General features: G+C 61.4%; 7 protein-coding genes. 5 read left to right on the forward strand and 2 right to left on the reverse strand.

Annotation, left to right across the window (positions count from 1 at the left end; all coding sequences use genetic code 11):
• Positions 1-468: 468 nt before the first annotated feature.
• Positions 469-3,081: an AMP-binding protein gene (locus CK226_RS33370; RefSeq protein ID WP_245437924.1), complete on the reverse strand. Its 2,613-nt coding sequence runs from the start codon at positions 3,079-3,081 to the stop codon at positions 469-471.
• Positions 3,082-3,535: 454 nt separating this feature from the next.
• Here CK226_RS33370 and CK226_RS33375 point away from each other — a divergent pair, with 454 nt between their 5' ends.
• The 5 genes from CK226_RS33375 to CK226_RS33395 all read left to right on the forward strand — a co-directional run bounded on the left by CK226_RS33375 (position 3,536) and on the right by CK226_RS33395 (position 12,533).
• Entirely contained in the window at positions 3,536-4,759 is a 1,224-nt protein-coding gene (locus tag CK226_RS33375; protein ID WP_095776096.1) for a glycosyltransferase, read from the forward strand.
• Positions 4,756-6,015, forward strand: a complete 1,260-nt coding sequence (locus CK226_RS33380; protein ID WP_095776095.1) for a polymerase — start codon at positions 4,756-4,758, stop codon at positions 6,013-6,015. The genes CK226_RS33375 and CK226_RS33380 overlap by 4 nt, the downstream gene beginning before the upstream one ends.
• 1 nt (position 6,016) lies before the next feature.
• A complete protein-coding gene (gene asnB, locus CK226_RS33385; RefSeq protein WP_095794067.1) occupies positions 6,017-8,014 on the forward strand; it encodes an asparagine synthase (glutamine-hydrolyzing) in 1,998 nt (665 codons plus the stop codon).
• A gap of 1 nt (position 8,015) precedes the next feature.
• A complete protein-coding gene (locus CK226_RS33390) occupies positions 8,016-10,220 on the forward strand; it encodes an exopolysaccharide transport family protein (protein WP_095794068.1) in 2,205 nt (734 codons plus the stop codon).
• 78 nt (positions 10,221-10,298) lie between these two features.
• Positions 10,299-12,533: a polysaccharide biosynthesis C-terminal domain-containing protein gene (locus tag CK226_RS33395; protein ID WP_095794069.1), complete on the forward strand. Its 2,235-nt coding sequence runs from the start codon at positions 10,299-10,301 to the stop codon at positions 12,531-12,533.
• Positions 12,534-12,833: 300 nt separating this feature from the next.
• Here CK226_RS33395 and CK226_RS33400 read toward each other — a convergent pair whose 3' ends face one another.
• Positions 12,834-13,895: an NAD-dependent epimerase gene (locus tag CK226_RS33400; RefSeq protein ID WP_095794073.1), complete on the reverse strand. Its 1,062-nt coding sequence runs from the start codon at positions 13,893-13,895 to the stop codon at positions 12,834-12,836.
• Between the last annotated feature and the right edge of the window lie 156 nt (positions 13,896-14,051).

Genomic DNA, 14,051 nt, shown 5'->3' on the forward strand with positions numbered 1-14,051 from the left:
CAATGAAAGACGAGGTTGCGCCATTGGCTTCATCGAGCCAGACCAGACCTTTCGTGCCAGCCGGCAAGGCGTTGAGTTCGTCCACGGATGAAACGTCGACAAGATTGAACCCGGCGGTTGCGACCTCGGAGGCCGATCCACCCGAGGCATAGTGGAGGGTTGTCATACAGATATCCTTCGTCCAATTCGGTGGTGCCCCGTGCCTGCCTATTGGAAAGGATATATTAGGGCCAAATCAAATACCGGCGCCCATTGATAGAATCGTTGATCATGGCAAGGAGAGCCTATGCGATGGGAAGGCTGCCCTGGGCCTGGTACTTGTTGATTGTTTAGGGATATTTCAGCGCGGCGACGCAGGACCAGGCTGTTCTCGCCACGGCGGCAGTGCCAGCGGATTTGTTGTGGATGCGTCAGCAAGATACATGGGCATCCTGTCTCGATTCAGCCTGCGGGTGTGCGAATCACCCACTATGCGCCGCTCACCACAAGGGCTCTTTCTATTAGCGGACGGTTGTGGCTGAGATAGGGTTCAACGAGCATGTCCAGGTGCCCGCCGACGATCGGAACTATGTTTAGGCCGGTGACGAAAGCACTCCAGCCAAGGTCGGACGGAACGCCTGTGCGCCTGCATCGGAACACGGTGGCGGTAATCGGCAATGTGGGCTTCGGTTGCGCGAGCCACTGGCCAAATGCACGCATCCGCAGGACTTCTTCAAGCTCAAGGCGCAAGATGAATCGTGTTCTGGCGAAGCGCCTCCATTGCAGCCAGTCGATGCCCCTCGCAAGCGCAGCCTCGGCGCCAAATTGGGCAAACAATTTTGCCAGAGCCCGCAAAATCATGCGATCCACCGTCACTCGATGCGTGCGGATGCGCTGGGCGGTGCGTGCGAGTCTTTCACGATAGTTGTGCTGTCCAGGCCCGATATTGGTGTCGAGGATTCCCAGGAACGTGACCGACCGACCGGCGGCAACAAGTTTGGCGGCAACCTCGAAGGCGACGCCGCCGCCAAGCGAATAACCGATCAGCTTCACATTGCCATCGGGCTGGGCCTGGCTGATCTGGTCGACAACCGCATCCACCATCCGCGGTATCGTGCCATGTCCCTTCAGCAGATCGTTCAGATCCCCGTAGCGTACGGCAACAACCCTGGCGACATTACCCATCTCCGCACCGAAGGCCGCCAGGCTTGGACCGTAGCCTATCGATCCGGGCACAATGAACAAGACGGGTCTCGGGTCGCAAGCCTCGACAAGCGAGCTGCTTGTGTCTTGCCCTGGAGACGCTGCCCGGACGACATCGGCAAAACTCATCCCGACCGTGAACGCGTCCAGGTTGAGTTCCCGCCCCAGAGCCGTCTCCAGCTCCATGACGAATTGCAGCAATTTCAATGAATCGCCGCCGGCATCATCCCAGCGGCTGCCGGCTGCCCTTTTGCCCGGGAGAATCCTCTCCCATACGGCCGCCGCGGTGCCTTCGACATCAAGCGGGTTTGCCGCTTGCCGGGCCATGGGCGTGCTCTGGGCGTCTTGCGCGTTCAGTGCGCGATCCAGTTCCCGTAGCTTGACACGGTCGACTTTGCCGCCTTTGAGCCGCGGTATCTCGGCAACACTGTGCAGGCGCGTCGGGTGAACAGCGGGCGGCAGGGCCGTCCTGATCAGGTCGCGCAATTCAGCAATGAAGTCACTTCCGCCAAGTCTGGCCGGGACGGCAAAGGCCACCAGTTCGTTCGCGTCCGTCACCACCGCAACGGCATCATCCACCTGAGGCGCCCGGCGCAGGACGAGTTCCAGTTCGGCAGGTTCGACCCGCCTTCCGTTGATTTTGATCTGGCGTCCCTTTCGTCCGACGATCCACATCATTCCGGTGTCGTCGACCTTGACCAGATCACCGGTTGCGAAGGTGCGAAGCAGGGGGTTGCCGGCGTTCGCCTGAAGAGGGACGTTTTCCCCATCCGCCCAGTAACCAAGCGTGGTGTAGTTGCTTCTGATCAGCAACTCTCCTTCATCGCCCGGGGCGACCTCGCATGCGTTCTCATCCACGATGGCGTATTCGATGCCGGGTAGCACGAAGCCAACCGGGACCGTTGCGCCGCGTTCCTGGTAGCCCCTCGGCAGGAACCATTGCGTGCCGGTCGTTTCCGTGGACGAATAGCTGATCTGGACAAGGCAGGACTCGGGAACGCTGCCGCGCAGCCGGTCGATATCGGACCATATAATCTTTTCTCCGCCGACCCGCACGATCCGCAAGGAAGAGAATGTGTTGGGCGCAGAACCATTCATCAACACACGCAGCAGCGCCGGCACGAGATAGACGACAGTCACCCGCCACTTCTCGAAATTGTCGCGGGCGGCGCGAATACCGGCGCTCTCTATATCCGAGAGGTACAATGTGGCGCCGCACAGCATCGGGGTCATCATCTCGCGGCATCCCGCGATCGTCGCCGGCCCGGTCAGCGGCATGAAGACGTCGTCGGGGCCGAAGTGGCAGGCATCCACATATTGCTGAACGCGTTGGAGGATCGCCCGCTGGCTGTTCACGACGCCTTTCGGCGCCCCGGTGCTACCTGACGTGTACAGAACGATTGCCGGAGCATCGACCGGCACTTCGGGCGGCAACGCCGATAGGTTGCCATCCCGCGTTGCGGCCGTGCAACTTGCCGCGTCGATCCATTCAAGCGAGGGGGCATCCGGCCAGCCTGCCGGCTTGCCCGGCCCTGGCTTGATGATCGCTGCCAGCCGCGCGCTGGTGGAAATTGCCGCGAGGCGCTGAAATGGATCCCGGGGGTTCAATGGCACGGCGGGCCTGCCGGCCCGCATGGCGGCGAGCATGGCCACCGGATACCAGAGGGTATTTCCGATCAGAATCCCGACCGCCTTGCCTGGTGGAGTTGAACCGGCAATCGCTGCCGCCAGGTTTTGGACTGCGTTGAGCAGTTCCGAAAAGCTGAGGGACGTAGAGCCGTCACTGATCGCGATCTTGGCCGGGTATTTTTCGACAACCCGCTCCAGGTGCGAGAACGCCGATTTTTCGGAGAAGTCGTCGCCCATCCGCGGGAAGAAACGGGTGGTTGGTCCGTCCATATCCAGAGGGCGGGTGGAGGCCTGTTTCCATGTGAAGCCGCCTGGAGGGCTGCTGTTGCGAGCTGTCGCAGCATCTTGATCCGTTGTCGGTCCGCCAACGGATGGCAAGGCACGTGGAAAACGGCTTTCTAAACGCGGGTACCCCGACGTCTCCAACACAGCCCCCTTGTTTTGCTGATTGGCTTTGCCGTGTCGTACGCGACCATGTCGGCCCTGGCATCGTTAGAACGAATGAGTTCCCGCTCAACTCATCGATCCGACGGCGCTTGCGCTGCATCACCGCATCGCCCAATTCCTTGCTTCATTCAAACAGACGAGGACAACGCGCAAGCCTGCTCCTAGCGTGAGGCTGGGTGTTGTGCGTACTGGGGCGATGACGCCGGACCGTGAAAACAGATCACAGGGCCAGCGGTTTTGCGCGATGGGGATTCTGCCGGCATCCAGGAGGGACAGGATGAGTCCGCATCTGGTTTGCATAGGAGGCGAGGATCACCGGCTTAGAATTCCGTTCCTTCTGGCGCTGCGTGAACGGGGCTTTCGTGTCACTGCCGTCTCGAGCGATGCCGGAGACGCCTTTTCACCTCACGGCATTCCGCATCGCCGGTTTGGGTTCGACCGCTTTGCCAGCGGCGGTGGAGAATGGGGCGCTGTCAGCGCGATCCGTAAATTGATGTCCGAACTGCGTCCGGACATTGTTCAAAGTTTCGACACCAAGCCCAACCTCCTGACGCCTCTGGCCGTGCGCGGCCAGGTTCCGGTCATTCGCACCATCAATGGGCTCGGTTGGACATTCTCATCACGGGAACCGCGGGCGCTGGCGCTGCGTCCGGTCTTTTGTGGCCTTCAGGGACTGGCGTCGCTTTGGACAGCCATGACGGTCTTTCAGAATCGGGACGATCAGGCCTTCTTCGACCGCTATCGGCTGGCGGGTCGTGGCAAAGGGCGACTGATCCGGAGTTCTGGAATCGACCCGAATGCATTCTCGACAGCAAGATACCGTGGCCCTTCGGCCGCCGCTATGCGCGAGGAGCTTGGGCTTCAATCGGCCGAAGTCGTAATCTTTGTCGGTCGGCTGACTCGCCAGAAAGGGATTCCGACCCTGATCAAGGCGGTTCCCCGCGTCCTCTCCGAGAGGCCCAATGCGCGTTTCGTGCTTGTCGGTCCGCAGGACTCTGAAGGTCCGTTCGCGGTCAGTAGGTCCGATATCGAGCAATATGCTCCTTACGTCGTCGCCCTGGGGCCAAGGCGGGACGTTCCAGCTCTCCTTGGCATGGCGGATCTGTTCGCGTTTCCAACACAGTATCGCGAGGGTATTCCGCGCGTCCTGCTGGAAGCGGGTTTGTCCGGGTTGCCAATCGTCGCCTCGAGAATGCCCGGCTGCAATGACGTGGTTGAAGATGGCTGGAATGGCTATCTTGTCGCGCCGCGCGATGCCGATGGCCTGGCGTCCAGAATAATCGATCTTCTGTCCGACCGCGCCCGTGGCAAGATCATGGGCAGCCGTTCCGTCGGCCTCGTGCGGGAGCGCTTTTCGCTGTCGTGGGTCGTCGACCAGTATTGCGATCTGTACAAGACTGTCCTCGGTGGCAAATACCGCGGCAGTCTTGCTCGGCCCGCGCCCGTGATTTCGCGGGAAGAGGGTGCGCGGGCCCCCCGACTGGGTGAGGCGCGGCAATGATCCGTGATGTGATCCTGGCCTTCGGCATCGCAATGTCCTACGCGGTGCAACTCAGCATCCCGGGGCTGCCGTTCGGCTACAGCGAACTGTCCCTCACGCTCTGGATATTGCTGTCGATCACCCGCATCCTTGCCGGCGGCCGACTGGAGGTTACGCCGGCCTTCACCAAACTTGCATGTTTCTGGGTGATCCTGACGCTTGCCCTGGGCGTGGGTTCCATCATCGGCTTTCTGACGACGACGCTGTTCCTCGATCCGTTGTTGCATGACACGATGGCGTATGTGCTGTTGGCCTGCGTTACCTGCCTGGCTGCCGCGGAACCCAACGCAGCTTCCCGTTTACGCCGCATCGCCTGGTGGATGATCGCTATCGCGAATGCGGGCTTTGTCGTTCAGGTGGGGCTTGGTTTCGGCTGGATCCATCAGTCTGGCGTCCACCCCTGGTTCTGGGACCGCTTCAGCGGTTGGTCTGACAATCCGAACCAGCTTGCGCTCTACTGCGCGCTCCTCGGTCCATTGGCCCTGCATCTTGCCACAACCACCAGCAATCCATGGGGAAGATGTCTCGGGCTGTCCAGCCTGATCCTCACCTTCTATGTCGGAAGGCTGACAAAGAGCGATACCTATCTCTATACGACGATCCTGGCATGCCTGATCCTTCTTGGGCTGAGGATTCGGGCATGGCTCACTAGCGACGGCGGCAAGATCAGCCTTTCACGGCAACTAGCCCTCCTGTTCACCATTGGATTCCTTCCATTGGCGGTCTCCATCACGCCTTACGCCCTCAGCGAGGCCGCCAACGCCGAAAACTTCGCCAAGAGCCTCACCAAGGACAAGGGCGGGGAAGCAACCGCGGAAACCGCGGCACTTCGCCTTCAGCTTTGGGACGAGGCATTGGACAAGGGAGCAAGATCCGGATCGCTGGGTCTCGGACCAGGCCCGCACCTTGATCGTCCCTCCGTCGTCGATCAGCAGTTTCTGCCGCGGCCTTTCGAGGCCCATAGCACGATCCTCGATCTCTACACTCAGGGTGGCCTGATTTCGGTCCTGGCCTTGCTGTGGATCCTCGGCTCGGCCGCCTTGTCCGCCTGGGGTGCGAGACAGGACACGCTCATGGCGCTCGTGGCATCGATCGCTGTCTTCAGTGCTCCTCACCTGATCATCCGCCATCCGATCGTGTGGTTCTGTCTGACCCTCTGCCTTGTCGCCGGAACGCCGCAGGCGGTCCCCGCGATCGCTCGCCAGAGGAGATATTAGAATGTGTGGGATCGCCGGAATTCTCTTGGCGCCCGATGCAGCCAATACGAACGCGCTCAGGGCGATCGGGCCGATGATGACGGCCCTTCGTCATCGCGGGCCCGATGGCGAGGCGCTTTGGATGAGCCGTGAAGCCGGGATCGCCTTCGGGCACCGGCGTCTGGCCATCGTCGACCTGTCGGAGGCGGGTCGCCAGCCGATGCACTCCGCGAGCGGCCGGTATGTCATTACCTTCAATGGCGAAATATACAACTTTCGCGATCTGCGCCGCGAACTGGAAGGGGCGGGCCACCATTTCCGCGGCACCAGCGACACGGAAGTGATGCTGTGCGCGATCGAGAGCTGGGGCCTCGAGGCGGCACTTGCGCGCTTCGCCGGCATGTTCGCTTTCGGGCTATGGGATCTGAAGAACCGGATTCTCCACCTCGCCCGCGACCGAATGGGAAAAAAGCCGCTCTATGTCGCCTCGACACGGGAAGCGCTTGTCTTCGCCTCGGAGCTGAAGGCGATCACCTGCTTCCCGGGATTCGCCCCGGAACTCGATGTCGATGCGGCGGCGACGATGCTTTCGAAAGGGTGGGTGCCGGATGACCGTTGCATCTGGCAGGACGTGTTCAAGCTGCCACCCGGTTCAGTCCTGTCGGTGACGGCGGAGGATTTCGCCAATGCCCGTGGCGCCGGCTCGCTTGCGCATCGCATTCGCCGCTGGTGGTCGCTTGCCGATGTCGCCTGCAAGGCGCAGCGGGATCCGATCGCCGGCAGCGACGAGGACCTTACGACCGAACTCGACAGCCTGCTTCGCCTCGCCGTCAAAGAACGAATGGTTGCCGATGTGCCGCTTGGCGCCTTTCTGTCGGGTGGAATTGACAGCTCGACGGTCGTCGCCCTGATGCAGGCGCAGTCCCCGAAGCCCGTTCGCACGTTCACCATAGCGTTCGGCGAGAGCGGGTTCGACGAGGCCCCTCATGCGGCCGCGGTTGCACGGCATCTGGGCACCGATCACACGGAACTTCATCTTTCACCGGCCGCGGCGCTTGAGGTCATTCCTGAACTGCCGAGGATCTGGGACGAGCCGTTCGCCGACGAGTCGCAGATACCGACGCTGCTGGTGTCGCGCCTCGCCCGGCGACACGTCACCGTAGCTCTGTCGGGCGATGGCGGCGACGAGTGCTTCGCAGGCTATTCTCGACACTTCCTGGCAACCCGTCTCAGAAGGCAGCACGAGCTGCCATCATCAATTCGGCGGATGTTGGCGGCGGGGGCAGGATTACTGGCCCAGGCCTCCCAGAAAGACATTTTCGGCAGCCTGCCGCTTTCGGCGAACGTGCGGCACGGATTGCGCGGTGACCGGTTGAACCGCCTCGCCCACCTGTTCGCAGCGGCAAATGAGGACCAACTGCTTCAGCGGCTGACGGAATCTTCGACCAACAAACTTCTTCATCACAAGCCAGCGGCATCCAATGCCGGCGCGACACAGTTCGACGACCTGCTGTCACGCCTGCTGTTCGACGACATGACCGGCTATCTCCCCGGCGACATCCTCGTGAAGCTCGATCGCGCCACCATGGCCAACAGCCTCGAGGGGCGATGCCCGATCCTGGACCATAGCGTCGTAGAATTCGCCTGGCGCCTGCCAACCGATGCCAAGGTCCGGAGTGGCAAGGGCAAATGGATACTGCGCCAGCTCCTTGATCGCTATGTGCCGCGCCGACTGGTCGATCGGCCCAAGCAGGGTTTCGACGTTCCGGTCGGAGCCTGGCTGAGAGGACCCCTGCGCGATTGGGCAGCGGATATCATCGCCACGACACGCCTGTCCGGAGACGGGGTCATCGACTGTGCGAAGGTCGACGCATGTTGGCGCGATCATCTGCATGGAAACCAGGATCATTTTCGTGACTTGTGGCCGCTGCTGATGTTCCAGGCATGGCGCAACGAAGCCATGCGGCCATCGGCGCCGGCATCGCGCCCTTCTTATGATATCGAACTGACAGGGGATTGAGATGGAAGGTTCCATAGCCAGCCGCGCCAGGCTTCCGCGTGCTACGCAGATGGCCGTCGCTACGCTCGACACCAATCCGCGGATGAGACGACCGCCGCGCGAGCCCATGCAACCGCCGTCTCCCTTCCATCAGCTCGTCGTCACCCTGGCGACGGGAAAATGGCTCTTGCTTGCCGTCGCCCTTCTGGGCGGCATACTGGCCGGCCTCGCGGGCCTTGCTCGTCCAGTGCTGTTCGAGGCGGCGACCCAGATCATCATCGATGCCCCGAGCACCGGCACTTCGAACGCTACGGCGACCGCTCAAGACTCGCTGGATTCGAGCATCGATGACCATTTGACGATGCTCTCGTCGCAAGCCCACCTGCGTCGAGTTCTGACGGCACTGCGTCAACCGCAGGCAGCCGACGCCGCCGGAAAAAGCGGCATCAGTGCCGTCCCGCCCACCGCAGGCTCGTTCGTGAGCGATCTGCTGAGCCGGGTCTGGTCGAAGGATAAGCCGGCGGTGGAAAATCCGGAGGCTGCGGATGCCGCCGCGCTGAAGACGCTGCGGAGCGGAATGAGGGTCGGACAAGAGCTGCGCTCGCGCGTCATCACAATCGGCTTCACCGATACCAGTCCGGCGCGTGCCGCGCTTGTCGCGAACACATTCGCTCAGGTGTATATCGAGGATCTCGTACAGAAACGGCGTGCATCGGATCAGCGCGAACTGGAATCGTTGGCCGCCAGCCTGCCGCAAGTACAAAGGGACCTGGTCGACGCGACCGATCGGCTGGAGACGTATCGGCTGACGCATGGCGCCGTTGATCAAAGCGCGGCCAACAACGCAGCCAATGAGACAGCGGAACTTGGCCGACAGATTTTCTTGTCGAAAGCCAATCTTTCCGCCTCGGAATCGCGCCTTCGCCATATCGAGGACCTGCGAAAGGCGGGCGCCCCTGTATCGGCCATCGCTGAAGAAATCGGATCGCCTGTGTTGGCCGACCTCGTGGCACGTCAGTCGGGTGCCGCTGCGGACGGCGATCTGGGCACAGCGATCAACCGTGAGATAGAGCAGGGCATCGCGCGCATCGCCGCCGAGGCAAACGTCTACCGCACCCAGGTTACGGCTCTCGAGGATCGCAAGAGGGTGCTCGACGCGGCCGTGGCCGACACTGCGAGCCAGCTTTCCGGCTTGCGTGCCCTTGAGCCGCAGGTCACCATCGTGACACAGCACTACAACGAGCTCCTTAGCCGGCAGCAGGACCTGATACGGCGCATCGCCGCTCCTTCGCCAGGTGTAGCGGTCCTGTCGACGGCATGGCCGCCGTCAAATCCCAGCACCCTGTCGAGAATTTTCCTGATTCCACCCGGCATGATCGTATTTGGTCTGATGGCGGCGGTCTTCGTCCTGGTCCGTAACATGTTCAACCAGACCTTGCGCAGCGAAGCTGAAGCCGAAGCCGAGCTTGGGGTCCCGTGCGTAGGACTGCTTCCTAAGGTTTCGGGACTCCACGCCAGACAACTGCGGCATCTGGTTCTGGGCCAGCAGAACTCGCCGTTCAGTCGCGCGGCGACATCCCTTCTGGTCACTGCGGCGCCAACTCAGGGAAGGGGGCAACCGCCGCACATCGTCCTCGTGACGTCCAGCATCCTGGACGATGGCAAGACAGAGTTGGCGTGGAGCCTGGCGCTGGCGGCAACGCGATTGGGAGGAAAGGTGCTTTTCCTCGACCTCGACCGCAAGGACGCGCGCCTGACGAACGAGTTTCGTGGCGAATTCGGCACCATCAAGGCTCACAACTCCTTTGGGGACTATGTGAGTGAACGCTGCGTGCTCCAGGATGCGATCACGAGAATGCCAGAAATCGGCATCGATCTGATGGCCGCTCCAGCACCTTCGGATGATCTGCTAACGCTTCTGTCCACGGTCGACAAATCCCAGTTCACCGAAGAACTGCTCTCGGTCTACGACGTTGTCATCATCAACGGGCCGCTGGGACTCGGGGGTCCCGAAACCAGGCTCCTGAAGCGCTGGGCCGATGCAGTGCTTTTTGCCGTTCGCTGGGCCAAGACGAGGCGCGGCATCGCCCGTGGCGTTCTGGAGTCGCTCCGTGCCGGTGGATCCGTCACCGTTCCGGTCGGGAGTGTGCTCACCCAAGTGAATTTAAAGAGGTACGCCGGCTCCAGGCTCGAGGACAACGCCGACCTGCTGTTGGAGAGGGTTTGATGAGGACCGTCGTCTGCGTTCTTCAAAAAAAATGCCACAGGGAACCAACTGCGTTCCAACAATCGGGCCTGCCCCAGAATGATCATTGAATTTTTCGGACCGCCAGGATCCGGCAAAACAACATTTGCGCATGCGCTCGCCGAGCAGTTGCGCGGGAAAGGCTATCGCGCCAAGGTCGCTCTCAGCTATCAGCCCAGCACCAGGGCCGGAAGCTTCGACCTTGGGATCGTTCTGTTCGTTTCCAGAATAGCATCGGCGATATTCTCGACTGCGGGAATATTTCTATCGTCGATCGGGCGACTGGACGATATTTCAAGTTCGGTGTCGATGGTGAAGTTGATACCGCCGAAGAAACGAATATGGCGCGCCCGGATCTGGCGATATATCTTGCACCTTTCGCGTTGCTGGAGCGCCGCGAAGCAATCGCCCGAAATTGTCATATTCGATCAAGGATACGTTCAAGCGATTGGATCGCTGGCGATGTTCAATGGGGGCACCGACCGCGAAGCGCTCGAAAAGGCACTCAGTCTCGCGCCGCCGGCCGATCTCACCATCAGGCTGGTGGTGCCATCTGCGGTCGTGGAGAGTCGCCTCCGACATCGGATGGAGCACGAGCCGCCGGCGGAGCGGATTTTCGAGGCCGACTTGGACGTGAATATGAGCGCCTTTGGCGTGTTCGAATCGATAAACGATCTTCTCGCGATTTCTGGCCGAAGTGTCGTTTCCGTCGAGAACGCCGACAGTCAATCTGGGCTCAAAAGTATTTGTAAGGTCGAGAAGCAAATCATTTCCGCGCTTTCACGGATGGATAAAGGATTCGCAAATCGAGACCAGAAAGAAGGCGCACCACTTGCGCATGCTGCGGCAATCGATAGTCGCGTGTCTCGAAAGTCTCCGGGTCATCCCGCCGGTGCTCTTCCAATAGCCACACCCCGGCGAAATAAGGACGTCGGCTCGCGGCTCGCGAGGGCGAGCGTCTTCGCCCTCTTGATCTACATCGGAGGTGCCGGGTTGACCAGCCTTGCACAGCTGGCCATTGCGCGCCTCATCGGGCCTCACGACTACGGGATCTATGCCTACGTTCTAGCCTGGACCTCCGTGCTCGCCTATCTGGCAACGCTTGGTTTCAATGTGTCCTTGCTGCGTTTTGTGCCCGCCTATAGAGCCAACGGCAGGCTTGATCTGGCGCGGGGGGTGATAAAATTCGCCCTGCGAAGATCGCTGCTCGCGGCGACGCTGTTCGGGATGGCGGGTGCTGCCTTGGTCCTCTTCTTTTCAGAGCAGGCGCAACCGGATCATACGCAGAGAGGACTGGAGATAAGCACCATGCTTGGCATGGCGGCCGTACCCTTGATTACCGCTTATGCCATTGGCGCTACGCTTGTGCGTGCTTTCGGCGGCGTCGTTTCGGCATTGTTGCCGGAGCGCATCGTGCGAGACGGGCTGCTGCTGGTATTGGTGGCGATCATGGCCAAGTCCGGATTGTGGGCGGTGCACGCGCCGCAGGTGATGCTGGCGGTGCTGACAAGTTCCGCCATCACTGTTGGGCTGGTGTTCATCACCGCCAGGAAGTTTGAACCACCTGGCCTGCGGCAGGCTCAGCCCGCTTACGAACCGAGGGGATGGTGGCTTGCGGTCCCGCCGCTCATGCTCATCACCGGCCTCGATGTCTTCGTCAGTCGTGCCGGCGTGCTGGTGTTGGGCTGGACCGATCATATCCGTGAGGCCGGTATTTTCGCCCTGGCGTTGAATGTGGCGATGCTTGTGGGGCTTTCCCGCATCGCTGTCGCTACCATGTTTTCGCCAACAGCGGCCGATCTGCACGCCAGAGGCGATCATAAAGGCCTGCAGCAGCTGTTCGCGCGGGCCACCTTGCTGTCTGCGGGCGGCGCCATCGCGGTGGCCGTCCCAATGATGATGATCGCCGAGCCGTTCTTGAGCTTCTTCGGGGAGGGCTTTGCTGCGGGAGCGCCAATCGCGCGGGTGCTCATTTTGGGCTATGTTTTCGTTGCGCTGTGCGGGCCTCAGCAGAATCTGCTGGCGATGACCGGAAACGAATGGGCCGCGGCAACGACCATGATCGCCGGTGCGGCCGCCAACATCATAGCCTGTGCCGTGGGCGTCGAGATATACGGCCCAATTGGCGCGGCTGTCGGTGTCGCGCTTGCCCTGGCCATCTGGAACGTTGCCATGGCCGTCTATATCGGCAAGCGACTGAAGATCCTGCCTGGCTTGGTGTCTGCCCTGCTTTCGATCAGGCCAAGCGCGATTGGCGGCCAACAATGGAACTGGTTATTGAAGGCCGGCAAATGAGGTGGCCTATCCATCGATGATGTCCCTCACGACGGCGCCGGCGTATCGATCGGCCTGCGACCGCTAGCCCTGTGCCTGCAACATGGTTGAAGGAGCAGGTCAGCGGCGGCCTGGCCCCAAAGACGCATCGATGGTCTCCCGCCCCCCGACACCATCGCGCCCGCCGCCGACGCGGCCTTTGCATCCTGTGGTCCGTATGCGTCATTTGAAGGAGTGTTGGTGGGAGGCGCGCCGCGTCAGCCATAGGTCGGGTGACCGAACCGGCGGTGTGCCCGCCGTCCGGCCTCCCGTGGTCTCGCCCTATGCCTGAACGAACGCATGTCGTTCTCGGCCGACGGGGCTTGCATGGAAATCCCGGTACCATTCCACGAAACGTTGCACGCCGTCCTCCAGTGCCGTCGCCGGTGCGAAGCCGACAGCGCGGCGGAGGTCGCTGACGTCGGCGCGAGTTTTCAGGACGTCACCTGGAGGTAAAGGCACGTTGACGTGAAGGGCGCGGCGGCCAAGGGCAGTTTCGATGATCGCGATCAGACGGTTGATTTCTTCGGGCCGGTCATTGCCGATATTGTAGATCCGATATGGCGCCGAACTGGTGGCGGGGTCAGCCGTGCGGCTGTCCCAGTCCGGATCCGGACGAGGCGGCGCGGCGAGCACGCGAACCACCCCCTCTACGATGTCGTCGATATAGGTGAAATCTCGCCACACGCGGCCGGCATTGGCAATCTCGATCGTGCGCCCCTCGGCGATGGCATGGGTGAACGTATAGACTGCCATATCAGGCCTGCCCCAGGGACCATAGACGGTGAAGAAGCGCAATCCTGTCACCGGCAAGCCGAACAGGTGGCTATAGGAATGCGCCATGCATTCGTTTGCGCTTTTGGTCGCGGCATAGAAACTGAGCGGATGACTGGCGCCATGGTGCTCGGAAAACGGTATGCTTCGATTGGCGCCGTAAACGGAACTCGACGAGGCATAAACGAGATGGCTGACGCCGGCGTGCCGGCAGCCCTCCAGAACATTGAGAAACGCGACTACATTCGACTGCACATAGGCATGCGGGTCGGCGAGCGAATAACGCACCCCAGCCTGGGCGGCGAGGTGCACGAAGTGCGTTGGCTGGAAGTCGGAAAACAGCGCCTTCACCTGCGCCTGGTCAGCCAGGTCCATCCGCATGGGAGTGAACCTCGGCTCGGCACAGAGCTGCGCAAATCGCGCCTCCTTTAGCCTGACGTCGTAGTAGGGCGTAAAATTGTCGACGCCGACAACGACAAGGCCGTGCCGCAAAAGCCGCAACGCGACATGAAACCCGATGAATCCGGCGGCGCCTGTGACGACGATCGGTCCCGCGCGTGCAAGTTTCAGTACAGCACCGTCCGACCGCGTACGAGCGGTTTCAGCCAGCTTGTGGACCGTCGAATTTGTTTCGACCATGGCAGGTCACTCCAATTACGAGATTCCGCGCTCCGCCCGAGTTCGATAGCGCGTCGACAGGCTGGAGATGGCACCGCGAGTTTTGCA

The organism is Mesorhizobium sp. WSM4311 (assembly GCF_002295115.1).
Taxonomy (GTDB): domain Bacteria; phylum Pseudomonadota; class Alphaproteobacteria; order Rhizobiales; family Rhizobiaceae; genus Mesorhizobium.